Source organism: Azospirillum halopraeferens DSM 3675 (assembly GCF_000429625.1).
GTDB classification, from domain to species: domain Bacteria; phylum Pseudomonadota; class Alphaproteobacteria; order Azospirillales; family Azospirillaceae; genus Azospirillum; species Azospirillum halopraeferens.
Window position 1 is genome coordinate 60,231 of record NZ_AUCF01000004.1, and the last position, 25,308, is coordinate 85,538.

20 protein-coding genes and 1 pseudogene are annotated in these 25,308 nt (G+C 71.0%); 15 read left to right on the plus strand and 6 right to left on the minus strand.

Translation table 11 applies throughout. The features are described 5' to 3' along the window. Positions 1-230: 230 nt before the first annotated feature. The 3 genes and pseudogenes from G472_RS0103970 to G472_RS31140 form a co-directional block, all read left to right on the plus strand. Positions 231-677 (plus strand): hypothetical protein, encoded by a 447-nt coding sequence (locus G472_RS0103970; protein ID WP_029007337.1) that lies wholly within the window; start codon positions 231-233, stop codon positions 675-677. 52 nt (positions 678-729) lie between these two features. After that, the gene (locus G472_RS31135) at positions 730-1,713 is read left to right on the plus strand and encodes a zinc metalloprotease HtpX (protein ID WP_084536428.1); all 984 of its coding nucleotides are present in this window, start codon (positions 730-732) and stop codon (positions 1,711-1,713) included. A gap of 58 nt (positions 1,714-1,771) precedes the next feature. Further along, positions 1,772-2,152, plus strand: a pseudogene (locus G472_RS31140) (YkvA family protein); the annotation flags it as partial. Between the two features lie 6 nt (positions 2,153-2,158). Here G472_RS31140 and G472_RS31145 read toward each other — a convergent pair. Next, a complete protein-coding gene (locus tag G472_RS31145) occupies positions 2,159-2,896 on the minus strand; it encodes a ferritin-like domain-containing protein (protein ID WP_245593386.1) in 738 nt (245 codons plus the stop codon). 141 nt (positions 2,897-3,037) lie between these two features. Here G472_RS31145 and G472_RS31150 point away from each other — a divergent pair, with 141 nt between their 5' ends. From G472_RS31150 to G472_RS0104020, 7 genes are read left to right on the plus strand one after another with little or no spacing between them, the layout of a single operon-like run. Next, positions 3,038-5,326, plus strand: a complete 2,289-nt coding sequence (locus G472_RS31150) for a NosR/NirI family protein (protein ID WP_084536429.1) — start codon at positions 3,038-3,040, stop codon at positions 5,324-5,326. Between the two features lie 26 nt (positions 5,327-5,352). Beyond that, positions 5,353-7,296 (plus strand): TAT-dependent nitrous-oxide reductase, encoded by a 1,944-nt coding sequence (gene nosZ, locus G472_RS0103995; RefSeq protein WP_029007338.1) that lies wholly within the window; start codon positions 5,353-5,355, stop codon positions 7,294-7,296. Between the two features lie 54 nt (positions 7,297-7,350). Further along, the gene (locus tag G472_RS31155; RefSeq protein ID WP_051340380.1) at positions 7,351-8,763 is read left to right on the plus strand and encodes a nitrous oxide reductase family maturation protein NosD; all 1,413 of its coding nucleotides are present in this window, start codon (positions 7,351-7,353) and stop codon (positions 8,761-8,763) included. Then, on the plus strand, positions 8,760-9,692 hold the full coding sequence (locus G472_RS0104005; protein WP_029007339.1) for an ABC transporter ATP-binding protein: 933 nt from the start codon (positions 8,760-8,762) through the stop codon (positions 9,690-9,692). Before G472_RS31155 ends, G472_RS0104005 begins: the two co-directional genes overlap by 4 nt. Continuing rightward, a complete protein-coding gene (locus G472_RS0104010) occupies positions 9,689-10,519 on the plus strand; it encodes an ABC transporter permease (protein ID WP_029007340.1) in 831 nt (276 codons plus the stop codon). Before G472_RS0104005 ends, G472_RS0104010 begins: the two co-directional genes overlap by 4 nt. Then, positions 10,519-11,088 (plus strand): nitrous oxide reductase accessory protein NosL, encoded by a 570-nt coding sequence (locus tag G472_RS31160; protein WP_156926983.1) that lies wholly within the window; start codon positions 10,519-10,521, stop codon positions 11,086-11,088. Before G472_RS0104010 ends, G472_RS31160 begins: the two co-directional genes overlap by 1 nt. Next, positions 11,085-12,077 (plus strand): FAD:protein FMN transferase, encoded by a 993-nt coding sequence (locus G472_RS0104020; protein ID WP_029007341.1) that lies wholly within the window; start codon positions 11,085-11,087, stop codon positions 12,075-12,077. Before G472_RS31160 ends, G472_RS0104020 begins: the two co-directional genes overlap by 4 nt. Before the next feature lie 71 nt (positions 12,078-12,148). Here G472_RS0104020 and G472_RS0104025 read toward each other — a convergent pair whose 3' ends face one another. The 3 genes from G472_RS0104025 to G472_RS0104035 form a co-directional block, all read right to left on the minus strand. Then, positions 12,149-12,802, minus strand: a complete 654-nt coding sequence (locus G472_RS0104025) for a hypothetical protein (RefSeq protein ID WP_156926984.1) — start codon at positions 12,800-12,802, stop codon at positions 12,149-12,151. A 196-nt stretch (positions 12,803-12,998) separates the two neighbouring features. Continuing rightward, on the minus strand, positions 12,999-14,618 hold the full coding sequence (locus G472_RS0104030) for an alpha-amylase family glycosyl hydrolase (protein ID WP_029007343.1): 1,620 nt from the start codon (positions 14,616-14,618) through the stop codon (positions 12,999-13,001). A gap of 85 nt (positions 14,619-14,703) precedes the next feature. After that, positions 14,704-14,997, minus strand: a complete 294-nt coding sequence (locus G472_RS0104035; RefSeq protein WP_029007344.1) for a hypothetical protein — start codon at positions 14,995-14,997, stop codon at positions 14,704-14,706. Between the two features lie 100 nt (positions 14,998-15,097). On the opposite strand from G472_RS0104035, the gene G472_RS0104040 reads away from it, so the two are divergent. From G472_RS0104040 to G472_RS0104050, 3 genes are all read left to right on the plus strand, one after another. Further along, positions 15,098-16,243, plus strand: a complete 1,146-nt coding sequence (locus G472_RS0104040) for a DNA topoisomerase IB (RefSeq protein WP_029007345.1) — start codon at positions 15,098-15,100, stop codon at positions 16,241-16,243. A gap of 35 nt (positions 16,244-16,278) precedes the next feature. Further along, positions 16,279-16,596 (plus strand): hypothetical protein, encoded by a 318-nt coding sequence (locus tag G472_RS31165; RefSeq protein ID WP_035691045.1) that lies wholly within the window; start codon positions 16,279-16,281, stop codon positions 16,594-16,596. Positions 16,597-16,931: 335 nt separating this feature from the next. Further along, positions 16,932-17,204, plus strand: a complete 273-nt coding sequence (locus tag G472_RS0104050; RefSeq protein ID WP_029007346.1) for a hypothetical protein — start codon at positions 16,932-16,934, stop codon at positions 17,202-17,204. A gap of 22 nt (positions 17,205-17,226) precedes the next feature. On the opposite strand, the gene G472_RS36730 is transcribed toward G472_RS0104050, so the two are convergent. Further along, positions 17,227-19,203 carry a PP2C family protein-serine/threonine phosphatase gene (locus tag G472_RS36730; RefSeq protein ID WP_051340382.1) on the minus strand — a complete coding sequence of 659 codons (1,977 nt, stop codon included), beginning with the start codon at positions 19,201-19,203 and terminating at the stop codon, positions 17,227-17,229. 82 nt (positions 19,204-19,285) lie between these two features. Then, entirely contained in the window at positions 19,286-19,909 is a 624-nt protein-coding gene (locus G472_RS0104060) for a glutathione S-transferase family protein (RefSeq protein WP_029007347.1), read from the minus strand. 247 nt (positions 19,910-20,156) lie between these two features. On the opposite strand from G472_RS0104060, the gene G472_RS0104065 reads away from it, so the two are divergent. Together G472_RS0104065 and G472_RS39655 are read left to right on the plus strand one after the other, a co-directional pair. Next, the gene (locus tag G472_RS0104065; RefSeq protein WP_029007348.1) at positions 20,157-20,996 is read left to right on the plus strand and encodes a hypothetical protein; all 840 of its coding nucleotides are present in this window, start codon (positions 20,157-20,159) and stop codon (positions 20,994-20,996) included. A gap of 277 nt (positions 20,997-21,273) precedes the next feature. Beyond that, on the plus strand, positions 21,274-25,305 hold the full coding sequence (locus G472_RS39655) for a helix-turn-helix domain-containing protein (RefSeq protein ID WP_029007349.1): 4,032 nt from the start codon (positions 21,274-21,276) through the stop codon (positions 25,303-25,305). Positions 25,306-25,308: the final 3 nt, after the last annotated feature.

Below are 25,308 nucleotides of genomic sequence, written 5' to 3' on the forward strand. Positions count from 1 at the left end.
GTAACTCAACCGTGCACCGCAGCACGAGACATGTTCGCGTTCGAACCGCCCATTGCCTCGCCCGCTGTTAGCAGAACGCACGGTGTTATGTCGATAGGGGGGTGCCCCTATGCCGATAGGACGGGCGCGGTTGTCACACTGTTGCGCGACTCCACCGCCCGCTCCGGGCACAAGCGGGGGCCCCGGAGCGTTTTCCCTGTATGAACCGTCGAGAAAAGGAATCCCGAGCCATGATGCGGCCGACCCTGTTCGCCTTCGCCCTGCTGCTCGCCACGCCGGCGGCAGGCTTTGCCCGGACCTGCGGCGATGCGGTGGAGCGGCTTGCCGCCGACGCCGGCATCGATCTGACGGCTCCGGAGTCCGGTGCCGCCACCAGCCCCAGCCCGCCGGCCACCAGCGAGTCCATGGGCGTGGCGGTGATGGATCATCTGGAGCAACCCGACGCCGTCGTGCGGCCGGACACGGCGGGTGACGATGCCGCGCCGGACGAGCCGGCCCGCAGCGAAGCCGAGACGGAGGCCCGCCGCATCCAGGCGGAAGCCCTGCTGTGGGAGGCGCGCGCCGCCGCGGCGGACGGACGCGACGCCGAGTGCCGGGACAAGCTTGCCGCCGCCGAGCCCCTGCTTGCCGACACGCAGGCGACCGGGGAGGGCGACGGGCCGCCGCCGGCGCGGTGAAGCCCGTGCGCCGGGGGTGACAGGGGCCGCGGGCACGCCCAGATATCAGGGCATGTACGACATGCGCTCCCGGGCCGTGCCCTTCCGACCGGAGGAGGTGCATGCCCGGCACAAGGTGATGAATCTGCTGCATTCCGCCCTGCTGCTCGGCGGCATGGTGCTGCTGCTGGCCGTCTGCGGCTGGGTGGTCGCGGGGTGGGAGGGTGTGGTGTGGGCGTTCGTGGCCGGCGCGGTCGGTCTCGTGATCAGCCCGCGCGTGTCACCGCATCTGGTGCTGAGCCTGTTCGGCGCACGGCGCCTCGGTTACCGCGAGGCACCCCGCCTGTTCGACGTGGTGGCCGCCGTGGCCGGGCGCGCCGGGCTGCCGCGGCCGCCGGATCTGTATTATGTGCCGAGTGCCGCCCTCAACGCCTTCGCGGTCGGCCGCCGCGACACGGCCGCCATCGCCGTCACCGACGGGCTGCTGCGCGCCCTGTCGCTGCGGGAACTGGCGGGGGTGCTGGCCCACGAGATCAGCCACATCCGCAACAATGACATTCTGGTCATGGGCCTGGCCGACACGGTGGCCAGCCTGACCCGCTTCATGTCCCTGTTCGGCATGATGCTGCTGATCCTGAACCTGCCCCTGACCATGTTGGAACAGGAGCCGGTGCCCTGGGGGCTGGCGCTGCTGCTGACGGCGGCGCCGCTGGCGGGGGCGCTGCTGCAACTGGCGCTGTCGCGCACGCGGGAATTCGATGCCGACCTCGACGCGGCCCGTCTGACCGGCGATCCCGTCGGACTCGCTGCGGCGCTGGAGCGCATCGAGCGGGTGCAGGGAGGCTTTTCCGAGGGACTGTTCCTGCCGGGCCGGCGGCGCAGCGCCGACCCCTCGCTGCTGCGCACCCATCCCGACACGCGGGAGCGTATCCGCCGTCTTCTGGAGATGCACCCACCGGATCCCGTACCGGGAGAATGGGAGCCGATGCCGGTCATGCTGCCGTTCCCCGTGGTGGTCCGGCGCCCCCGCTTCCGCCCGCACGGGTTCTGGTATTGAGTCGACCCGATGCACGTGCCATGATCGCGGCATCATGGCCGATGCCTCCGCACCCGAACGCCTGCCGGCCCGTCTGAAGCGCCGGGCGTGCGCGGTGAAGCGCGACGTGGTCGCCCTGTGGCTGGCCGCCCGCGACCCCCGGGTGCCGTGGTTCGCCAAGGCCGTCGCCGCGGCGGTCGCCGCTTATGCGCTGAGCCCCATCGACCTGATCCCCGATGTGGTGCCGGTGCTCGGCTACCTCGACGACGTCATCCTGGTGCCGCTGGGCATTCTGCTGGCCGTGCGGTTGATCCCGCCCGATCTGATGGCGGCGTTCCGGGCGGACGCGGAGCGTCGCGCCGGCCGGCCGGTGAGCCGTGCCGGTGCCGCGGCCATCATCGCGCTCTGGCTGCTGGCCGCGGGCGCGGCGGCATGGTGGATGGCGTCGTTCGCGTGGTGAGGGTGCTCACCCCCGGGTGAGCCGGTCCGACAGGGCCGTCATCAGGCCGACGACCTCGGCCAGCCGCCGCTGCGCCTCCAGCAGTGCCGCCTCGTCGGTGGCCCGTTCGGCCTCCGCCTCCAGGGATTCGGCGACGGCTTCGCAGCGGGCGAGGGCGGCGCGCAGGGCGTCGGGCCCCTCGGCGGCGGCGCAGAGGGCGGTGAGATCCGCCGGCGGCAGCGGCGGTAAGGGGCGGGGCGCCGTGCGGCAACGGTGGAAGGCGCGCCGGCGCTCCCGGCGCAGGCGTTCGGCGTGGCCCAACTCCTCCGCCGCCAGTTCCCCGGCCCGGGCGCGCACGTCGGGCCGGGCGGCGCGGGCCGCGATGTAGCCGTAGCAGGCGAACGCCCGCATTTCGTTGAGCACGGCCAGGGCCAGCGCCCGGTAGGGCGTCACCGTGACGGAGCCGGTCAGCTCCTCCCACGACGCGGCGATTTCCGGCGGCAAGCGCCACACGAAGGCGCCGCCGGCGGGACGCGGCCGGTTCAGCCGGTGCGCCCACGCGGCGACGCCGGCGACGTGGTCGCGCTCCTCCTCGCACATGGCGCGGAACACGGCCGCGGTGCGGCCATCGCCGCGTCGCTCCATCAATTCCGCCAACTGGGTGTAGCGGCGCACCGCCTCCTCCTCCATGGCCATGGCGAAGGCCAGCAACTCGTCCACCGTTTCCAGCGCCGTGTCCGGTTCGTGGTCCAGCAATCGTCTCACGGTGACGGTCCCTTGCCGATGAAGCCCGGAGCGGATCGTGCGCCGGCGGCGCCGGCGGCGGCTTGACCGCCGTCAAGAGACCGCGCGCGCTTCTGTGTCTTCATCCCTTCGTTCGCGACACGGCAACGGACGGACGCAGGGATGAACGAGGCACGCTCACACGGAACAGGGACGACGGGCAGCGCCCCGGTGTGCGCGCTGGTCGCGCTGCTGGTGCTGCTGTCGGCGTGGCTGTCCGCCGCCGTCCCCGCCGCGGCGCGGGAGCCGGAGCTGGCGCGCTACCTGGACCGGGTGACGCCGGACGCACTGTTCGCCGGTGCCGACCGGTTCGGCCCCATGGACGGCCGCGCACCGGTGATGCCGGTGTACCGGGGCGACACGCTGCTGGGCTATGCCTTCCTGAACTCCGACCTCGTCAACACCACCGGCTATTCCGGCCGTCCCATCCATATCATCGTCGGCCTGACCCCGGACGGGGTGGTGTCGGGCGCCCGGATGGTGGACCACCACGAGCCGATCGTGCTGATCGGTATTCCGACCGAGCGGATCACCGCCTTCATCGACGGCTATATCGGCCGCAACGTGCTGGAGCTGGCGGCACAGGGCACCGCGGCCCCGCCCGTGGACATCGTGTCCGGCGCCACCGTGACGGTGATGGTGATCGGTGATTCCATCGTGCGCTCCGGCCGCAGGGTGCTGCAGGCGCTGGGAACCGGCGGTGCCGCCGCCGCGGCGCCGCCGCAGCGGCGTAGCCTGAACCCGCAGGCCGACGACGCGGCCGCCGACTGGGAGACGCTGGTGGGCGACGGGTCGGTGCGGCGGCTGGTGCTGAGCGTCGGCGAGGTGGACGCCGCCTTCGCCCGCGCCGGCAAGCCCGATGCGGCGGCCCGCCCCGAAGGCGCTCCCGACGACGTGTTCATCGACCTCTACGCCGGTTTGGCCACCATCCCGCGCATCGGCCGCAGCCTGCTGGGGGATGCCGAGTATCAGACGCTGGTCCGCCGCCTGAAGCCCGGCCAGCACGCCATCGTTGTGGCGGCGCGCGGCCACTACTCCTTCAAAGGGTCGGGTTACGTGCGCGGCGGCATCTTCGACCGGTTCGAGCTGATCCAGGAGGAGGCCGGCATCCGCTTCCGCGACCGCGGCCACAAGCGCCTGGGCGCCATCGCCGCGGCCGGCGCGCCGGACCTGCCGGAGATCGGTGTCTTCGCCCTGCCCGAGGGAACGGAGTTCAACCCGGCCGAGCCGTGGCACCTCCAGCTCCTGGTGCAGCGCGCCGTCGGCGCCATGGACAAGGCATTCCTCACGGTCGACCTCGGCTATCAGCTTCCCGACCGTTACGTGACGGTGGAAACCGTGGCGCCTCCCGCGCCGCCCCCTGCGGCCGACCCGGCCGTCGCCGCCGCGGCCGCCGCGGAGGAGGCGGAGGAGATCCCCCTGTGGCAGCGCATCTGGCAGAACCGGGTGGTCGACATCGCCGTCGTCACCGCCGCCATCGCCCTGCTGACCGGCATCTTCTTCTTCCAGGACCAGCTTGTCAGGCGTCCCCGGCTCTATGACCGGGTGCGTCTGGGCTTCCTCGTCTTCACCCTGGTCTGGCTCGGCTGGTACGCCTCGGCCCAGCTCTCGGTGGTCAACGTGCTGACCTTTGCCGGGGCGTTGCGCGCCGACTTCCAGTGGAGCTACTTCCTGATGGACCCGCTGGTGTTCATCCTGTGGTTCTCGGTGGCGGCGTCGCTGCTGTTCTGGGGCCGCGGCGCCTTCTGCGGCTGGCTGTGCCCCTTCGGCGCGCTCCAGGAACTGGCCAACCGCGGCGCCAGGGCGCTCAAGGTCCGCCAATTCAACGTTCCCTTCGGCCTGCACGAGCGGCTGTGGCCGATCAAGTACATCCTGTTCCTGGTCCTGTTCGGGCTGTCGCTCTATTCGCTGGCCGATGCCGAGCGGGCGGCCGAGGTGGAGCCCTTCAAGACCGCCATCATCCTGCATTTCATTCGCGAATGGTGGTTCGTCGCCTTCGCCCTGGCGTTGATCGCCGCCGGTCTGTTCATCGAGCGCTTCTTCTGCCGCTACCTGTGCCCGCTGGGCGCGGCGCTGGCCATCCCCGGACGGCTGCGCATGTTCGACTGGCTGAAGCGCTACCGGGAGTGCGGCAACCCCTGCCGGCGCTGCGCCAACGAATGCCCGGTCCAGGCCATCCACCCCGACGGCCGGATCAACCCCAACGAATGCATCCAATGCCTGCACTGCCAGGTGCTCTACCACCACGACGCCAAGTGCCCCGTGCTGGTCCAGAAGTCCCTGAAGCGCAAGCGGCGCGACGCCGGCCATGCGGCCGACGGCGCCCTCTCCCCGGCTGCGGCGCCGCCGCGCGCCGCCGTCCTCACCACCGACCCCGCCTCGGGTGTGCTGACCGCCCGCCCGGGCGCCTGATGACGTCCTGTCCCAAGGAGCATTCCATGTCCAACGAGAACGAACCGCAAAAAGGCATGAACCGCCGTGATCTGCTGGGCGGGACCGCCAAAGCGGCGGCGCTGGCCGGCCTGACCGGCGCTGTCGGCGGCGGGGCCGCCGGGGCGCTGGCCGGCGGGTCGCTTCTGGGCGCCGGCACCGCCCATGCGGCGACGGCCGGCAAGCAGAGCTACGAGGTGAAGCCGGGCGATCTGGACGAATACTACGTCTTCCATTCCGGCGGGCAGAGCGGCGAGATCCGCATCATGGGCGTGCCCTCCATGCGCGAGCTGATGCGTATTCCCGTGTTCAACCGGTGCAGCGCCACCGGCTGGGGCCAGACCAACGAGAGCCGCAAGATCCTCACGCAGGACCTGCTGCCCGAGACGCGGGCCTTCCTGGAAAAGCAGGGCGGCGTCTGGCTGAACGGCGACCTGCACCACCCGCACATGTCGTTCACCGACGGCACCTACGACGGCCGCTACGTGTTCTGCAACGACAAGGCCAACACCCGCGTCGCGCGCATCCGCTGCGACATCATGAAGCCGGACCGGATCATCGAGATCCCCAACGCCTCGGCGATCCACGGCCTGCGCCTGCAGAAGTATCCGCGCACCGGCTATGTCTTCGCCAACGGCGAACAGCGCGTGCCGACCCCCAACGACGGTCGCGACCTGACCAAGCCGGAGAACTACCGGGCGCACTTCACCGCCATCGACGGCGACACCATGAAGATCGCCTGGCAGGTGTGGGTCAGCGGCAACCTGGACAACACCGAGGCCGACTACCAGGGCAAATACGCCTTCTCCACCTGCTACAACTCCGAGGAAGGCGTTACCGCCGCCGAGATGACCTCGGCCGAACAGGACTGGGTGGTCGTCTTCAACATCAAGCGCATCGAGGAGGCGGTGAAGGCCGGCAAGGTCGAGGTCGTCAACGGCGTCCCCGTGGTGGACGGCCGCAAGGGCTCCGCCTACACCCGCTACATCCCGATCCCGTCGAACCCGCACGGCTGCAACATGGCCCCCGACGGCATCCACCTGACGCTGGCCGGCAAGCTGTCGCCGACCGTGACGGTGCTGGACGTCCGCCTGCTGGACGACCTGTTCGACGACAAGATCAAGCCGCGCGACGTCGTCGTGGCCGAGCCGCACCTGGGCCTCGGGCCACTCCACACCGCCTACGACGGCCGCGGCAACGCCTACACCACCCTGTTCCTCGACAGCCAGGTGGTGAAATGGAACATCGACAAGGCGCGGCGCGCCTACAAGGGTGAGAAGGTCGAGCCGATCCTGCAGAAGCACGACGTGCACTACCAGCCGGGACACCTTCACTCCTCCATGGGCCAGACCAAGGAGGCCGACGGCAAGTGGCTGATGGTGCTGAACAAGTTCTCCAAGGACCGCTTCCTCAACGTGGGTCCGCTGAAGCCGGAGAACGACCAGCTCTTCGACATCTCCGGCGAGGAGATGAAGCTGGTGCACGACGGCCCCACCTTCGCCGAGCCGCACGACACGCTGATCGTCCACCGCTCCAAGGTGAACCCGCACGACGCCTACGACCGTGCCGACCCCATGTGGGACGACGCGCGCCGGCAGGCGGCGGCGGACGGCGTGTCGCTGGACGATGACGCCACGGTCATCCGCGACGGCAACAAGGTCCGCGTCTACATGTGGAGCCGCGCCCCGGCCTTCGGCCTGGAGGAGTTCACGGTGAAGCAGGGCGACGAGGTCACGGTGTACGTCTCCAACATGGACGACATCGACGACCTGACGCACGGCTTCACCCTGACCAACCACGGCATCGCCATGGAGATCGGACCGCAGCAGACCTCGTCCGTCACCTTCGTCGCCGAGCGGCCGGGCGTGCACTGGTACTACTGCCAGTGGTTCTGCCACGCCCTGCACATGGAAATGGGCGGCCGCATGATTGTCGAGCCGCGCTCGGCCTAATCCCACCCAACCCTCCCCCGGCTCTGCCGGGGGAGGGCCGGAAGGGCAGTCACCATGATCCGCCACCTCGTCGCGCTCACCGTCTTCGCCGCCGCCCTGCCGGCCGCCGCCACCGCGGCCACGGTCGCGGTCCCGCCCGGCGGGCTGGAGGCGGCACTGGATGCCGCAGAACCCGGCGACACGCTGGTGCTGGAGCCCGGCGTCCATCCCGGCCCCGTCGTCGTGCGCACACCGGTCACCCTGACCGGCCGGCCCGGCGCGGTGCTGGACGGGCAGGGGATCGCCAGCACCCTTACCATCGCCGACACCGCCGACGGCACGGTGGTCACCGGGCTGGAGATCCGCAACTCCGGCCTCAGCCTGGCCGACCAGCACTCCGGCATCTTCGTCGACAAGCACGCCGACGGCGTGCGGATCGAGAACAACCGGCTGGTGGACAACCTGATCGGCATCTACGTCTGGGGCGGGCGGGATGCGCTGGTGCGCGGCAATTCCGTCAGCGGCCGGCGCGACCTGCGGGTCAGCGAGCGCGGCAACGGCATCCAGGTGTGGAACGCGCCGGGCACCGAGGTGATCGACAACGACGTCCGCCACGGCCGCGACGGCCTGTTCGTCACCACGTCGAAGAACAACGTCTTCCGCGGCAACCGGTTCGAACAGGTGCGCATTGCCGTACACTACATGTACACCGACCGGGGCGAGCTGTCGGACAACGTCTCCATCGGCAACGACGTCGGCTTCGCCGTCATGTTCTCCCACAACCTGAAGGTGACGGGGAACCTGTCGCGCGGCGACCGTGACCACGGGCTGCTGCTGAACTACGCCAACAACTCGGTGATCGAGGGCAACACCGTCCAGGGGCAGTACGCCACCCTCTACCGCGGCGCCGACACCGCGGATGACGCCGACAAGGACATCCCCCGCGACGCCGACGCCCCCGCCGGGCCGCAGGCCGGCACCTGGAAGTGTGTCTTCATCTACAACGCCAACAAGAACGCCCTGCGCGGCAATCGCTTCGAGGGCTGCGAGATCGGCGTCCACTTCACCGCGGGGTCGGAGCGCAACGCCATCTCCGGCAATGCCTTCCTGGGCAACCGCACGCAGGTGAAGTACGTCGGCACCCGCCACCTGGACTGGTCGGCGGAGGGCCGGGGCAACCACTGGTCCGACAACGCCGCCTTCGACCTGAACGGTGACGGCATCGCCGACGAACCCTACCGGCCCAACGACGTGGTCGACCGCGTCATGTGGGCCTACCCCATGGCCAAGCTGCTGATGAACAGCCCCGGCGTGCAGGTGATCCGCTGGGCGCAGAAGCGCTTTCCCGCCCTGCACCCCGGCGGGGTGGTGGACGCCGCCCCCCTGATGGCGCCGCCGCCGGTGACCCTGCCCGCGGCGCTGGCGCGCCCCGCCGATCCTTCCACCACCGATCCGGCCGATGCCGGCCACCGGAGGACCGCATCATGACCGCCACCACCCCGACGGTGGACGCCGCCGGCGTCAGCAAGCGCTATGGCGACCGGTACGCCGTGCGCGGCGTCGACCTGACGCTGGGCGCCGGCGAATGCGTCGCCCTGGTGGGCCACAACGGCGCCGGCAAAAGCTCGCTCATAAAGCTGATGCTGGGCCTGACGACGCTGACCGAAGGCACGCTGCGCGTGCTGGGCCACGACCCGTCGGGCCGCGCCGGCACCGCCATGCGCCGGCGCATCGGCTTCCTGCCGGAGACCATCGCCTTCAACCCCTCGATGACCGGGCGCGAGTGCCTGGACTTCTACGCCCGCCTCAAGGGTGCTCCGCCGGCCGGCAACCCGGCGCTGCTGGAGCGCGTCGGCCTGGAGCCGGAGGCGGTGCGCCGGCGCATCGGCACCTATTCCAAGGGCATGCGCCAGCGCCTCGGTCTGGCGCAGGCGCTGCTGGGCGAGCCGCGTCTCCTCTTTCTGGACGAGCCGACCACCGGCCTCGACCCGGCGCTGCGCCAGAGCTTCTACGACATCGTGCGCGGCCTGCGCGACGCCGGCACCACTGTGCTGCTGTGCAGCCACGCCCTGACCGAGCTGGAGGGGCAGGCCGACCGCGTCATCGTCATGAACCGCGGCCGCAAGGTGGCGGAGGGCTCGCTGGCGACCCTGCGCACGCTGGCGCAGCTTCCCGTGCGCATCCGCCTGACGCTGCCCGACGGCTCCACCGACGCGGTGGAGGCGCTGGCCGGCCTCGGCGGCTCGCTCACCCGGCTCGCCGGCGGCGTGGTGGAGTTGGCCTGCGCCAACGACGACAAGGTCGGCATGGTCCGCCGGCTGGCCTGCCGCGACCTGCCGGTGCAGGACATCGAGATCGTGCAGCCCAGCCTGGACGAGATGTACGCCCACTTCCTGCGCCGGGAGGCCGCGGAATGAACACCCTGCTCATCATCGCCGCCAAGGAGCTGCGCGACGGCCTGCGCAACCGCTGGGTCGTGGCGACCACGCTGCTCATGGCCTCGCTGGCGCTGACGCTGACCTTCCTCGGCAGTGCCCCCACCGGCACGGTGGGCGTCGGCCCGCTGGAGGTGACGGTGGTCAGCCTGTCCAGCCTGACCATCTTTCTGCTGCCGCTGATCGCTCTGCTGTTGTCCTTCGACGCGGTGGTGGGGGAGATCGACCGCGGCACCATGACGCTGCTGCTGTCCTACCCGCTGGCGCGCTGGCAGGTGCTGCTGGGCAAGTTCCTGGGGCACACCGCCATCGTCGCCATCGCCACGGTGCTGGGCTACGGCGCCGCCGGGGCCGCCCTGGCGCTGGGGGAGGTGGAGATCGCCGCCGAGAGCTGGCAGGCGTTCGCCGCCATGATCGGCTCCAGCGTGCTGCTGGGGGCGGCCTTCACGGCGCTGGGCTATCTGGCCAGCACGCTGGTGCGCGACCGCGGCACGGCGGCGGGGATCGCGGTGGCGATCTGGCTGGGCTTCGTCCTGCTCTACGACATGGGGCTGCTGGGGCTGGTGGTCGCCGACGAGGGCCGCACCCTGACCGCCGAGGTGGTCAACTGGCTGCTCCTGGCCAACCCGGCGGACGCCTACCGTCTGTTCAACCTCACCGGCTTCGACGGGGTCGGCCGCGTCGCCGGCACCGGCGGGCTGGCGGCGACCGCGGGCTTCACCGCCGGCACCCTGCTGGCGGCGCTCGCCGCCTGGGTGGCGGCGCCGCTCGCCCTGGCCGCCGTCCTGTTCTCCCGGAGGCAGATCTGATGCGCATGTCCTTTGCCGCGGCCCTGCTGGTCGCGCCCCTGCTGCTGTCCCTGACCGCCTGCAAGGAGGAGGTGGCGGCCACCCTGCCGCCGCCGCTGCCCATCGCCGCCGATGCCGTCGGCCATTATTGCGGCATGGAGCTGTCGGAACACCCCGGCCCCAAGGGTCAGGCCATCCTGAAGTCCGGGCGGGTGGTGTGGATGTCGTCGGTGCGCGACGCCTTCGCCTTCTCCATGCTGCCGGAGGAGCCCCGGGACTACCGCGCCCTGTACGTCACCGACGTCAGCGGCGCGGCCGACCCGGCGCACCCGGACCTCACCCGCTGGATCGAGGCGCGGCAGGCCTGGTATGTGCTGGGGAGCCGCCTGACGGGCGGCATGGGCCTGGCCGAGCCTTATCCCTTCGCCGGGGAAGCGGAGGCCCGCGCCTTCGCCGCCGCGAACGGCGGCGTGGTGCGCCGCTTCGCCGAGGTGCACGAGGACGAGATCCTCACCCCGCTGCTGCCGGGCGAGGACCCGTTCGCCGGCGGCGGCCACGACCTGCACACCGCCGACCGGAGCCCGCGATGACCGTCGGTCTGACCCGCCGGCGCTTCCTGACCATCACGGCGGCGGCCGGTGTCGCCGCCGTGATGACGCCGTCCGCGGAGGCGGCCGCGGGGCCGCGGGTCTGGCGGGGCACGGTGCTGGGCGCCGACGCCGCCATCGCGCTGCACCACCCCGACACCGCCGAGGCCGATCGGCTGATCCGCTTGTGCCTGGCCGAGGTGGAGCGGCTGGAGCGGGTGTTCAGCCTCTACCGCCCGGACTCCGCGCTGGTCCGCCTCAACCGCGACGGGGAGCTGCGCGACCCGCCGACCGATCTGGTGCGGCTGTTGGACGACGCGGCGCGCATGGCGCAGCGCACCGGCGGCGCCTTCGACGTGACCGTGCAGCCCCTGTGGCAGCTCTACGCCGGCCACTTCGGGCGCCCCGGCGCCGATCCGGCCGGACCGCCGCCGGCTGCCGTGGCGGCGGTGCGGCGGCTGGTCGATCACCGGGCGCTGCGGGTGGAGCCCGGCCGCATCGCTTTCGCCCGGCCGGGCATGGCCGCCACCCTCAACGGCATCGCCCAGGGATACGTCACCGACCGGGTGGCCGAGCGGCTGGAGGCGGCGGGCATGACCCGTGTCCTGGTCGACCTCGGCGAGGTGCGGGCGCTGGACCCCCATCCCGATGGGCGTCCGTGGTCGGTGGGGCTGGCCGACCCCCGCGATCCCGCCCGCATCGCGGCGACGCTGCCGGTGGTGCGCCGTGCCGTCGCCACGTCGGGCGGCTACGGCACGCGCCTCGACCCGGCCGGCCGCTTCGTCCACCTGTTCGACCCGCGCAGCGGCCGGGCGGAGCCGCGTTGGGCATCCGTGACGGTGTTGGCCGCTGACGCCACCACCGCCGACGCCCTGTCCACCGCCCTGTCGGTCCTGCCGGAGGACGAGGCGCTCGCCGCCCTCGCCACCGTGCCGGGCGCCGCCGCTCGCCTGACGCGGGCGGACGGAACCGTGGTCACCGCGGGGGTGTAGAGGCGGCCGGGAATGAAACGCTGCGGGACGGGATCACGCCAGGCCCATCCAGGCGGTGAGCGGCGGCAGCATCAGGGTGCTGTCATCCTCACCGTGCCTGGACTGCATTCCGTCGGGTCACTCTGTTGGCGGCCCGCCAGCACCCGCAGCCGATCCTGGCGCGCGCGCGGATCGATAATTGTCTGGATCTCGCTGACAAACTCCCGTCTTGCCCCGATCAACGCATTGGCGACGTCGGATCCGGGGTAAGCGGCTGGCTCCGCCGTCAGGTGGTCGAGCAACTTGCAGGCGTCGACAACGTGATCCAGCGCCTTTTGGCGAAAGCCGCGAAAGGCGGCCTGCTTCCGGAGCCCCCTTTCCTGGGTGTGGGTGTTGGGCAAAAACAGGCGGCCGCGGTCAGCCAGGGCTGACAGGCGCCACCTGAGTTCAACCCGCTTGTGGAACAATGCACCCTCCGGCATCCCCCGGGGATCAAGACCACATAGGGCGTGAGCTTCGGACATGCGGTCTATGACCTCGTCCGCCCATGCCTGCAGTGCGTGACTCTGCTCGGTCAGTAAGGCTTCCAATGCAATCACCGCCTGCTTCTTCGTCTCTTCGTGCTGACGAGCGGTTTCCCGGCCCTGTTCGACGGCGGAGCGGCGGGCGTCCCTGGCGGCGACAATGGCGACTACGGCGGCGACCACCGCAGCAGCAGAACTGACGATTTCCGCGATACCGTCCACCTGCCGCCCCCATCTTAATGTTCACTCCCAGGAAGACTTTTATACGGAAAGGCGAGTGGTGGAGGAAGGGAAGACGCGCCCCGCTCGGAACGGAGATGACTGGCGGCGTGCGCGATCTCGGCGAGTATGGCGGACCGGTAGACCTCCGATTGGATGCCGGGCCGGATGCCCTGTTCCGCCGCTGCCCGGCCCCTGATCACGCCAGGCCCAGCCAGGCGGTGAGCGGCGGCAGCACCAGGGTTCGGCCGTCGGCGGTGACCTCGGCCGGGGGGGCGCCGGCGGGGCGGGGCAGGTCCAGGGGGGTGGCGCGCGGGCGGTGCTTCAGCGACAGTTCGGCCGGCGCATCGGCGGTGTTGATCACGGCCAGCACCCGTTCGCCCTCCGCCACCCGCTCGAAGGCGAGGACGGCGCCCTCCGCCTCCACCGCGGCGACGGCGCCGTGGCGGAGTGCCGGGTGGGCACGGCGCAGCGCCAGAGTGGTGCGCCACACGGCCAGGGGGCCGTCGGGGCGGGCGTCCAGGCGGTCGATGGCGTGGGCGCGGTGGGCGGCGGGCACCGGCAGCCAGGGTGCGGAGGCGGCGGTGAAGCCGCAATGGTCGGCGTCGGCCCGCCAGGGCAGGGGGGTGCGGCTGCCGTCGCGGCCCTGGAACTCCGGCCAGTAGGTCTTGCCGAAGGGATCGCGCAGCTCCGCCTGCGCCAGCGTCGCCCGGGGCAGCGCCAGCTCCTCCCCCTGGTAGAGGCAGACGGTGCCGGGCAGGGCGCAGAACAGGGCGGCCAGCAGGGCGTTGAAGCGCTCGGGGTCGGCACCGTCGGGCAGCCAGCGGCTGATCGCGCGCTCCACATCGTGGTTGGACAGGCTCCAGCAGATGGCACCGGGGTCGTCCACGCCGGTCAGCGCCTCGGCGAAGGGGCGGGCGCCGAAGGGCTGCTTGGCCACCCCCAGCGTGTAGGCGGCGTGCAGGCCGCCGGGGGCGGTGTAGCGGGCGATGCGTTGCGATCCGCCGGGCTGGCTCGACAGTTCGCCCAGCAGCACCCGGCCCTCGTAGCGGTCGGCGACGGCGCGCAATCGCTCCAGCACCGTGCGGATGGTCGGGTGCATCATGTCGTGGACGTGCCGCTGAAGGCCGAACAGCTTCACCGGCGGCTCCCCCTGCCAACCCAGCGCCGGGTTCGGGCGCAGCTCCGGGTCATGGGCGAAGAAGTCGACGGCGTCGATGCGGAAGCCGTCGACGCCGCGCTCCAGCCAGAAGGCCGCGGTGTCCAGCATCTCCTGCAAACAGGCCGCGTCGTGCAGATTCAGCGACGGCTGGCTCGACAGGAAATGGTGCAGGTAGTACTGGCGCCGCCGCGGCTCCCACGTCCAGGCGCTGCCGCCGAACACCGACAGCCAATTGTTGGGCGGCATCCCGTCGGGGGCGGGGTCGGCCCAGACGTACCGGTCGGCCAGCGGCCCGCTGCGGGAGCGGCGCGACGCCCGGAACCACGGGTGCTCGTCCGAGGTGTGGCCCAGCACCAGATCGATGATCACCTTCAGCCCGCGGGCATGAGCCGCCTCCAGCACCCGGTCGAAGGTGGCGAGGTTGCCCATGCGCCGGTCGACGTCGCGGTGGTCGGCCACGTCGTAGCCGAAGTCGGCCAGCGGCGAGGGGTAGAAGGGGCAGATCCACACCCCGTCCACCCCCAGCGACGCGATGTGGTCGAGCCCGGACAGCACCCCCTCCAGGTCGCCCCAGCCGTCGCCATCGGCGTCCAGGAAACTCAGGGGGTAGATCTGGTACAGGGCCGCTCCGCGCAGCCAGGACGCCGTGTTGGCCATCGATCACTCCGCGCCTCGCGCCGGATGGGGTCCGGCGGAACGGCGCGACGGTGACGGCCGCGGGCTAACGAATCCTTACCGGCCCTTATTTTTCACCGGGGCGTTGCGGCGGTGCCATCAGGGCCAGCCAGGGCGTCCAGGCCCGCTGCATCATCCCGGCCCACGCCAGCATGGGGGCCGCCCACGGTCCGGCCGGATGGGCGGCGGCCATAAGCATGGGCGCCGCCAGCATGGGGGCGAGGGCCGTGAAGGCCGCGTCGAAGGACGGGGTCGCCCTGAGGGTGATGGAGATCGCCTCGGCGCCCTCCTCCGGCAGGGCGCGGTGCACGATGGCGACGTCCAGGTGGGGCAGGGCGGCGGTGGCGCGCGTTTCGTCCATGGTCCCGGTGCTCCCGTCGGTGGTCCGGCGCCGACGATACGGCAACCGAACACGCCTCGCCACGGTTGATGAGAACACCTCTCCTTTCGGATCCCCGCCCATGGACGCCCGCACCCCGCCCGAACAGCTCCCTCCGCCGTCGTCGGACCCGCGCGAGGCGGCCGCCTGCGCCGGCCTCGCCTATGTCAGCGACGAGGAACCGGGCATCCGCCGCCGCCGCGCCGGCAAGGGCTTCTGCTACCGCTGGCCCGACGGCCGCACCGTGACCGAGGAGGAGACGCTGGCCCGCGTCCGCAAGCTGGCGATCCCGCCGGCCTACACGTCGGTGTGGATCTGCCCCGATCCCGACGGGCACCTGCAGGCGACCGGCCGGGATTCCCGCGGGCGCAAGCAGTACCGCTACCATCCCCGCTGGATCGAAGTGCGCGAGGGCACCAAGTACGGCCACATGCTGGAGTTCTGCCGCGCCCTGCCGGCCATCCGCGCGCGCGTCGACGCCGACCTGTCGCGGCGCGGCCTGCCGCGCGAGAAGGTGCTGGCCACCGTGGTGCGCCTGCTGGAGACGACGCTGATCCGGGTGGGCAACGAGACGTACGCGCGCGAGAACCGCAGCTACGGCCTGACCACCCTGCGCGACGACCACGTGCGCATCGACGGGTCGGAGATCCGCTTCACCTTCAAGGGCAAGTCGGGCAAGGAATGGAACGTGCGGCTGCGCGACCGCCGCCTGGCCCGCGTCGTGCGCGCCAGCCGTGACGTGCCCGGCGAGGAACTGTTCCAATACCTGGACGACGACGGGCAGCGGCGGGTCGTGACCTCGGGCGACGTCAACGACTACCTGCGGGAGATCACCGGCCGGGACTTCACCGCCAAGGACTTCCGCACCTGGGCCGGCACCGTGCTGGCGGCCATGGCCCTGACCGAATTCGAGGCGTTCGACAGCAAAACCAAGGCCAAACGAAACGTCACCCGCGCCATCGAATCCGTGGCGGCCCGGCTGGGCAACACCGCCTCGGTCTGCCGCAAGAGCTATGTCCACCCCGAGGTGGTCGACGCCTACCTGGAGGGTGAACTCCTGGACGCCCTGAAGCGGGAGGTGGAGCGTGACCTGCGCGAGGAGTTGTCCGGGCTGGAGGCGGAGGAGGCGGCGGTGCTCGCCTTCCTGCGCGACCGCCTGCAACGCGAAAGCGATGCCCGCGCCCGCGAATCCGGTCGCCGCAACAGCCGCGGGGCGCCGTCTGTTTGAGGGGGGCACAGCGCACGCCGTCCGGGAGACGAACCATGGCGAAAGCGACGACCGACCATCAGCAGATCCGCCGCTGGGCGGAGGGCCATGGCGGCAAGCCCGCGGTGGTGAAAGGCACCGGGGACGACGGACCCGGCCTCGGCATCCTGCGCATCACCTTTCCCGACGCGCCGAACAGCGACACCGGGGCGATGGACTCCATCTCGTGGGATGACTTCTTCGAACAGTTCGAGGCGTCGAAGCTGGCCCTGCTCTATGACGACGACAGCCGCTTCAACAAGATCGTCGGACGGGACACCGTGGACCGCCGCGAGCACGGCGACCACGACGCCAGCCGTCACGACCGACGGTGAGGGGGCCGCCGATGGTCGGGCGGGCCGGGTGTCAGTGCGGCGTAGCCGCCGGCGCCGGGATGGGTGCCGTCCCCGGCGGCGGCCTCGTCCCTCCACGCGGCGCAGGCGGCCACACCGGCGCGCGCTGCCGCGCACAGCCGTCCGGCCCGGCCCGGCATCGCATCGTCACCGGTTCCGTTGACCACACTGTCACCCAATGCGCACAGTCGCACGATCGCGCCCCCTTCGGTCATGCGGTTCCCCGAAAGAACCCTTGCACCTCTTCCGGCGGGCCGGCAACCCGGACCCGTCGGCGAGTGTTTATCAGGGCAGGATGACCAATCGCGAGGTGCGCCATGCTGAGCCTGATCGCCGCCGCGTCCCTGTTCGTGGCGCAGGGAACCACGACTTGCCCGCTCTACGACGACATCGCCACCCTGATCGTCGACAATTTCGGTGAACTGCCCGCGACGGCGCCGGTGAGCGACGACGACGGACTGACGCTGCAACTGTTCGGCGCGCCGGACGGCTCCACCTGGACGGCCGTGCAGATCGACGGCGAGCACGCCTGCATCGTCGCCACCGAGAAGGACTTCTTCGGCCTGCGCCAGCCGGGCATGCCGACCTGACCGGCGGTCATGGCCGCACCGGTCAGGAGGGCGGCACTGCCGCGGGGTCCGGCGTCGCGAGCCGGCGGAGCACCAGGCAGGTCAGGTCGTCGAACGGCTCCCCGCCGGCCGTGAAGGCACTCACCGTCTCGATCACGTTCGCCGCGTGGGCGCTGGCCGAGCGGCTGCCCTCGGGCACCGCCAGGCAGGCGACCAGACGCTCCTCGCCGAACGCTACACCGTCGGGTGCCAGCGCGTCGGTGACCCCGTCGGTGTAGAGGAACAGCGTGCCGCCGGGTTCCAGCCGGACCCGGTCCTCACGGTAGAGCAGGCCGGGCATCACCCCCAGCGCCGTCCCGCCGGTGGGACGCAGCCGATCCATGGTGCCGTCGGGCCCCAGGTGCAGGGGTGGGCAATGCCCGCCGTTGGCATAGCGCACCTCGCCGGTCACCCGGTCGTAGGTGGCGTAGAACACGGTGACGAACAGGTCGATGGGGTTCTGGCCGCACAGCCGCTCGTTGGCGGCGGCGAGCAGCCGTCCGGGCGGCAGCCCCTCGCGCGCCAGGTCCTGGATGGCGGTGCGCGCCATCAGCATGAAGAAGGCCGCCGGGACCCCCTTGCCCGACACGTCGCCGATGACGATGGCGACGGTGCGGTCGTCCAGGTCGAAGACGTCGTAGAAATCACCGGACACCTCGCGCGCCGGCGTCATGGTGCCGAACACCTGGTGGTCGGGACGCACCGGGAAGCGGGTGGGCAGGATGGCGAGCTGCATCTCCCGCGCGATGTCCAACTCCGCCTCGATGCGGTCGTAGGCGGATTGCAGCTTGGCGGTGCTCTCCTCCAGGGCGGCGGTGCGGATGCGCACCAGCGTGTCCAGATGCTCCTCCCGGGCTTCCACCTCGCGTGCCATGGCGCGGAAGACGCGGGCGAGGCGGCCCAGTTCGTCGTCGCGCTCGATCACGGGATTGAGGGAGAAGGGGTTGAAGCGGCCGGTCTCCACCGCCGCCGCGGCCTCGGTGATGCGGTCGATGGGGTCGGCCTGCCGGCGTGCCAGGGCGACCGATGCGCCCACGCCGCCACCCAGTACCAGCAGGGCCACGCCGCCGGCCAGCCAGAGCTGGGTGCGCAGGGTCGCCAGAAGCTGGTCTGCCGGCAAACGCACCAGGGCAGCGCCCAACACCGCACCGTCCTCCGCCGGGATCGGCGCCATGACTGTCAGCGTGGCGCCCGTGAGAATCGCCCGGGTTTCCCGTTCCCCGATGGCGGTGCGCAATTCCGCCAGTTCACGCTCCGAAGGCTCCGGGTTGCGGTCGGTCCCCAGCACGGTGCCGTGGGCCAGGGTGGCGAGGTCGCCCCCCAGCACCCAGATCGCGTCGATGCCGCCGCCTGCCAGCAGGGCATCGACCATGCGCTCCAGCCCGACGCGGCGGCCGATCTCGACCAGGCGCTCGGCGGGGATGCCGACCTGGACGATGCGCGCCTTGTCGACGCCGGCCACGCCCACATACTTCATCACCTTGCCGTCGATCTCGCGCTTGCGCGTCTCCTGGACCACCGGAGGCGCCCCTTGCAGCAGCTTGTGGAACACGTGCGCCTGTGGCTGGGCCTTGGCGTCGGGGCTGAAGGTGAAATCGACTCCGGGTACGCTGTGCAGGTAGGCGCGGCCGCGCGGGTCGGTGATCCAGAACTCGGCGATGCCGGTGGCCGCGGCGATCGTCTTCAGGCGGTCGTTGATCGCCCGGGCCGGCTGCTTCGCCGCCTCCGCCACGGCCACCAGATGGGCGGCCAGCGTGGCCTGGGCGACCATCTGGTCGCCCACCACCGCCTCCACCTCCCGCGGGATGTCCCGCGCCAGGCTGGCCGAACGGGCCAGCAGGGTGGCCACCAGCCGGCCGTCGGCGCGCGCCTTGTCCAGCAGCGCCGCATGGGTGTTCCACGCGAGCACCGCGGTGGTCGCCAGGACGGCCACCGACAGCAGGGCGGTAACCAGCAGGATGAGGCGCCGTCGGAAGCTCATGCTCGACCGTCCGGGAAGGATGCCGCGAAGACCCCACCTCTAGTCGGACTTCACGGCCCTTGTCCAGGAGTGCCGGCACCCATCATCCCGCGTCGGGGCGCGGCATCAGGTCGTACTGGCGCCGGCAGCCCGGCTGCTCCAGCATGCGGGCGTGCCAGGCCCGGACGTTGGGGAAATCGGCGACGTCGATGCCCGATTCTTCCAGCAGGTCGATCCACGGGAAGGCGAAGATGTCGGCGATGGTGACCCGGCCGCCCTCGACGAAGCCGGTTCCGGCGGCGAGGTGGGCGTCGAACTGCCGCAGCCCGCCGGCCGCCGCGGCGTCCATGAAGGGCAGGGCGGCGGGGTCCAGGTTGAAGCGGCGGATGGCGCGGGCGCGCTGGATCGGCAGCAGGGCGTCGGCCATCCACGACAGCCACTCGGCGATGCGCAGATCCTCCCGCGGGTCCGATCCGCCGAACCGCCCGGTTGTGCGGGCGAGATAGCCGAGGATCACGCCGGATTCGCTGAGCCGGACATCGCCGTGCTCTAGCGCCGGGACGCGGCCGAAGCGGGTCACCGCCAGGTGTTCCGGTGTCTTCTGCTGCCCGCCGGCAAGATCCACATGGCGGTAGACGAAGGGCTGGTCGGCCATGGAGAGGAACAGGACGACGCGCGTCGCCGGCTGCGACGCAAAATGGCCATGGACGGTGTAGGCGGCGGTCACGATGCAAACCTCCCCGGATGATGGTGTCCCGTGACGATGCCAAGCTGCGCACCGCCGCGCCAGAGGAATGTCCACGAACGAACGAGGCATGCACTCCTTAAGGGGCGCCGCCCCTCCGAAAGGTGCTGCGTGGAACAGGACCGCCGTCCCGGGGTTGTTCATGCACACACCCCATCCTGCGCAACCGGAGCACGGCCCGATGCCGTCGTCGTCCACTGGCACGCTCGCGTCCCGTCGATCACACCCCTTGCACGCGGTTGCCGGCCTGCTGCGGCCGGTCGCCGTGGCGGGTGCGCTGGCGGCGACGCTGGCCGGACACGCCGCGGGCGTGGCGGTCTCCGGCGACGTCCCGGTCTGGCTGCCGGGCCTTGCCGCCGCGGCGCTGGCGCTGGCCGGTGCGCTGCTGTCCGGGGCGCTGGCCGAGGGCGAGGCGCCGGTCGTGCGGGCGGTGGCCGCGGTGGCGGCGGGCGTCCTGGTCTCGGCCGCGGTGCCGGCGGCGGCCCATGTGTCGGCGGGGACCGGCTGGATGGCGGTGGCCACGGCGGCGGCGCTGGCCGTGCATGCGGTGTCCGGCGGCCGTCCGTGGCTGGCCTCCCCGGCCGCGGGGACGGCGCTGGCGGGCTTTTTCCTGCTGGGCACCGGGGGCGTCGCGGCGGAGCCGGCGGTGGTCCGGGTGGCCGCACTGGTCCTCTTCAGCTACGGCGCGGGGATCGCCATGCTGGCCTGCGGACCGTCCTGGCGGGGCGACCGGCGGGCCGCCTACGGGGCGCTCGGGCTGGTGGCGTCGGCGGTCCTGCTGCCGCTGATGCTGGGGTGGGGAGGCTCCGGCTACGCAGGGCTGGCGGCGCTGCCCTTCGTGCTGATCCTGGCGTGGCGCATCCTGCCCGACGCCCTGTGGGCGGCCTCCGACCCGCGGCCGGTGCCGGCGCGCACGGCCGCCGTGTCGGGCGACGCCGCCGTCCCCGCCCTCGCCGCGGCGCTGGCCGCCGGCTTCGCCGGGTTGCCGGGGGGGCTGCTCCTGCTCGCCCTCATGCCGGTGGCCGGCGTGCTGGAGCGGCTGCGCAGCGACCGGGGGGAGCGGGCCTGAAGTCACTTTCGACCTTCAGCAACGCTCGCACAGCCAACGGTCCCAACTCCGGACCGAGCTGATTTCCGATCACATCCCCCCGATGTTGGAAGTCTACGAAATCCAGTCCCGCGTCAGCCGCCCCGTGCGGTTGGAGAACCGGCAGCCGAACGCTTCGCCACGCGTCTGCGTCGGTGGACGCGTGGACGGCACACCAGCGGCGTGCATTGGCAGGACCCCTTGACCGCGAGTGTTCAGACCTTCATACTGGGGTCAGCGATTTTTTATGACGTGGCGCATGACCAACGTTCTGAAGCCTCAACACGTCCGTGCCGCGCGCGCGCTGCTCGCCTGGTCCCAACAGGATTTGGCCTCGGCAGCGGGTGTGGGCGTCTCCACCGTGGCGGATTTTGAACGCGGGCAACGGACGCCGATGCCCAACAACGCCCAGGCGATTCGCGAGGCGTTGGAAGCCAAGGGGCTCAGCTTCGTGGACGGAGGGGTGACCACGGCCGCCAAGCCGGCGGCACCGCTTGCGGAGCCGGGTCCCGGCATGCCCGTGCGGTGGATCAACGCGACCGACCTGACCCAATGGGGGGAGCGCCGGGATGCGCAGAACGACCTTCCCGAACTGATCAGCCGTCTGATCTATGCGTCCTGCGGGTTCGCGGCCAGGCTGCGCTTTCCCGTTGGCGACAGCATCCATCTTCCCGGTTGGGACGGGCTGTGTGAAACCGATCACGCGGTGCCGTTCGTGCCGGCCGGGTGCTCGGCTTGGGAACTCGGCGTGCAGCGGACCAGGATCAGCGACAAGGCCGAAGCGGATTACGCAAAGCGGTCCGGCGCACCGAAAAATGTGAATCCGGCAGAGACGGCTTTCATCTTCGTCACGCCGCATCGCTGGCCGGGCAAGACCGATTGGGCCAAGGCAAAGGCAGCGGACGGAGTCTGGCGTGAGGTCCGTGTGATCGATGCCGACGATCTGATCCAATGGCTCGACGCTTGCCCTGCGGTCGCGCAATGGTTGGCGATTCGGATCGGACGGCGACCGGCGGAACTGAGCAACCTCGATGAAGTGTGGGACACGTGGTCACTGGCGACCGAGCCCCGCCTCAGCCCGGACCTGATCCTCACCGGCCGCGACGCGCAGGCGACAGCCGTTCTGAAATGGCTGGGCGGCGCCCCGGCCCTGCTGTCCGTCCAGGCCGAAGCCGCCGACGAGGCGATGGCGTTCCTGCACGCCGCCATTGGCCAACTGCCAGCACCCTACTCCGCCGCCCTTCACAGCCGTTGCCTCGTTGCCGGCACCGACGATGTCGCGCGCGACCTCATGGGGATCGGTCCGAAGCTCATCGTCGTGCTGAACGGCGGCGACCCCGGCCTGGCCGCCGGGCTGGTCAAGGACGGACACCACGTGTACGCCGCGTACGGTTCGGAGGCGGGGCTTCCCGACGGGGTGGTCCGCCTGGCGCGGCCATGGCGGCATGACATCGAGACAGCGCTCGTGGATCTCGGCGTGGCACGGGAAAGGGCGCAGCCGCTGGCCGCCGACGCCGGACGCAGTCTGTCGATCCTGCGCCGCATCATGCCCGCCGCTCCCGGCCGCCGGCCGGCGTGGGCCATGACACCTTCCCCCATCCTGCTGGCTGCGATGCTGGCCGGGGCGTGGAACGGCGATTCGGAGGCTGATCGCCGCATCATAGAACGACTGGCCGGTAAACCGTATCCGGAGGTGGAAGCGACCCTGGCGCCGCTGGCAGCCTCGCTTGACGGTCCTCTGCGTCGCTCGGGATCGATGTGGACGCTTGCCTCGTTGCGTGATGCGTGGTTTCTGCTGGCGCCCGGCCTGACCGACTCCCAAGTGGAGCGGCACGCCGCGGCGTTCCGGGAGGTCCTGGGCGTCCCCGACCCCGCCTTCGACATCAGCGCCGACCAGCGCTGGCGGATGGACTCCGAAACAGGCCGTGCTTCCGCTGCTCTGCGCCGCGGCCTTGCCGAAGCGATGATCGCGCTCGGGGTATTCCATGACCGGGCGGTCAATGTCAGCAACGCCGCGCGGCGGGCGGAAGATGCCGTGCGCGCCCTCCTGCGCGGAGCGGACGAGCGACTATGGTGGTCGTTGTCCGACGATTTCAGCCGCTTGGCCGAGGCGGCGCCGAGCGCCTTTCTGAAGGCCCTGGATGAGGCGCAGGACGCACCCGAACAGCCGCTTCGCGCGCTGTTCCGCAGCGAAGAGGGGCGGCTCGGACCCTCGGAATATCTGGCCGACCTCCTCTGGGCCCTGGAGATGCTCGCCTGGAGTCCGGACTGCCTTGCCCGCGTGGTGCAAATCCTGGCCCTGCTGGCCGAACGCGATCCCGGCGGCCGGATGGCCAACCGCCCGTCTGCCTCGTTGCGCCGCATCTTCCTGGTATGGAACCCGCAGACCCACGCAAGCGAGGCAGATCGCTTGCGGGTGCTGGATGGCTTGTTGCGCCGCCATCCCGAGGTGGGCTGGGAGACCCTGCTGGCCCTGGCTCCCACGCCCAACGATATGTTGATGCCCTCCCATCTGCCGCAGTGGCGTGACTTTGCCGGGGGACGGCAGGAATCCGTGACGCGTGCCGGCATCATCAGAGGGTACCGGGAGATCGGGACAAGGCTGCTGGACGGCGCCGGCGTGAACGCAGGCCGCTGGAAGGCATTGTTGGAGGTGTGGGAGAACTTCGACGCGGAATGGCAGGCTGATGCCGCCAAGCGACTTGCCGAAGCGGTTCCCATTTTCCGTGATCCGGCAACCCGGGAAGACCTGCGCGGGGCGTTGCGTGAGCTGCTCGACCGGCACCGGGGATTTGCCGACGCCGAATGGGCCATGAGGGAAGAGGACCTCAAGCCACTCGATCCCATTTACGAAGCGCTTGAGCCGGAAGCGGCAACGGCACGCCACGCGTGGCTTTTCCAGACGGCGGGGGCGCCTCATCAGCACAACGTTTCATGGAAAGTCAGAGAGCGGGTCCGGGCGGCTCAGCAGGAGGCAGCAGCCGGCGAGATCGTTGCGGAAAACGATGCCGAAGGCGTTTTGCGGTTTGCGCAGTCGCTTCAGTATCCCGGTGCGCTCGGCCGGGCCATCGTGGCCTGCGACGCTGGCGAGACCGTGAAAACCGCCATCCTCATGGCCGCTCTGGACGCGGAGGACGCCAACGCCGAGATGCTGGCACAGGGCATGCTCCGTCGCTATGGGCAGGACCACGGAAGCGACTGGGTGGAACGCCTCTTTGACCGGGCTCTGGCCGAGGGGTGGAGCGCGCGCATGCGGCTCCGGATCGCGCTCATTCTGCCGATGTCCGCGGCAACCTGGATGCGCCTTGCCGAGGTCGATGCCGATCTCGAACGGGAGTACTGGAAGCGGATCTGGGCCTGGACGCTCGACAAGGACGCAGATCCGGACGTCGTCTGTGGCAAGCTCATGGCCGTCGGGCGGAGCCGCAGCGCGATCGAATGGCTGGCCAGCCACATCGAGACCGTGGCGGTATCCGGCGACCTTCTCATCCGCGTGCTCGACGCCGCGGTGCAGGAGCCGTCGACCGATGACCGCCCGGCGTCGCATGACGCCACGATGTTCAGCTACCATATCGGGCTGCTCTTCAAGCGCCTGGATGAGGACGGCAGCATCGGCGAAGCGGAGCTTGTCCGCCTTGAATGGGCCTATTTTCGGGTTCTGCGACGTTCGGAGCGTCCCCCGAGAACCCTGGGGAAGGCCATGGCCTCCGATCCGGAACTCTTTGTACAGATCCTCTGCACCATATTCCGACCGGCAGAGGAAAGCGGCGTGGCTGATCCCGAACCGGCCGACCGGGAAGCGGCTGCATGCATCGCCAAGCAGGCCTATTTCGTGCTGCACCATTGGTCACGGATCCCCGGCAGCGACGACGCCGGGGAGATCGATGGTGCCGCCCTGGAGGCCTGGGTGAAGGAGGCCCGCCGGCTCTGCGCCCGGGCTGGCCGGGGTGCGATCGGCGACCAGAAGATCGGCGAGATCCTGGCGGCCGCCCGGCGCCGGGAGGGCGAGTCCTGGCCGCCGGAGCCGGTGCGGGAGATCATCGAGATCTGCCGCAGCCGGGACGTCGAACTGGGATTTCAGATCGGTGTGTACAACCGCCGCGGCGTCACTTCCCGTTCCCTGCGGGATGGTGGAGTTCAGGAACGGGTGCTGGCGCGGACCTATCGTGCGGACGCCCGCGCGCTCGCGCTGGATTGGCCCAGGACCGCCGCGACGCTGGAGCGCATCGCCGAAAGCTACGAACACGACGCCGTGCGCGAGGACCAACGGGCTGAACAGGGCGATTGGTGAGGC

Bases quoted from the DNA above. Each gene is read 5' to 3' on its own strand.
- G472_RS0104050 (WP_029007346.1), top strand. From the start codon at position 16,932: ATGCTGAGCCTGATCGCCGCCGCGTCCCTGTTCGTGGCGCAGGGAACC.
- G472_RS0104020 (WP_029007341.1), top strand. From the start codon at position 11,085: ATGACCGTCGGTCTGACCCGCCGGCGCTTCCTGACCATCACGGCGGCG.
- G472_RS31165 (WP_035691045.1), top strand. From the start codon at position 16,279: ATGGCGAAAGCGACGACCGACCATCAGCAGATCCGCCGCTGGGCGGAG.
- G472_RS0104010 (WP_029007340.1), top strand. From the start codon at position 9,689: ATGAACACCCTGCTCATCATCGCCGCCAAGGAGCTGCGCGACGGCCTG.
- G472_RS31160 (WP_156926983.1), top strand. From the start codon at position 10,519: ATGCGCATGTCCTTTGCCGCGGCCCTGCTGGTCGCGCCCCTGCTGCTG.
- G472_RS39655 (WP_029007349.1), top strand. From the start codon at position 21,274: ATGACCAACGTTCTGAAGCCTCAACACGTCCGTGCCGCGCGCGCGCTG.
- G472_RS0103970 (WP_029007337.1), top strand. From the start codon at position 231: ATGATGCGGCCGACCCTGTTCGCCTTCGCCCTGCTGCTCGCCACGCCG.
- G472_RS31155 (WP_051340380.1), top strand. From the start codon at position 7,351: ATGATCCGCCACCTCGTCGCGCTCACCGTCTTCGCCGCCGCCCTGCCG.
- G472_RS36730 (WP_051340382.1), bottom strand. From the start codon at position 19,203: ATGAGCTTCCGACGGCGCCTCATCCTGCTGGTTACCGCCCTGCTGTCG.
- G472_RS0104040 (WP_029007345.1), top strand. From the start codon at position 15,098: ATGGACGCCCGCACCCCGCCCGAACAGCTCCCTCCGCCGTCGTCGGAC.
- nosZ (WP_029007338.1), top strand. From the start codon at position 5,353: ATGTCCAACGAGAACGAACCGCAAAAAGGCATGAACCGCCGTGATCTG.
- G472_RS31150 (WP_084536429.1), top strand. From the start codon at position 3,038: ATGAACGAGGCACGCTCACACGGAACAGGGACGACGGGCAGCGCCCCG.
- G472_RS0104030 (WP_029007343.1), bottom strand. From the start codon at position 14,618: ATGGCCAACACGGCGTCCTGGCTGCGCGGAGCGGCCCTGTACCAGATC.
- G472_RS0104005 (WP_029007339.1), top strand. From the start codon at position 8,760: ATGACCGCCACCACCCCGACGGTGGACGCCGCCGGCGTCAGCAAGCGC.
- G472_RS0104035 (WP_029007344.1), bottom strand. From the start codon at position 14,997: ATGGACGAAACGCGCGCCACCGCCGCCCTGCCCCACCTGGACGTCGCC.
- G472_RS31135 (WP_084536428.1), top strand. From the start codon at position 730: ATGTACGACATGCGCTCCCGGGCCGTGCCCTTCCGACCGGAGGAGGTG.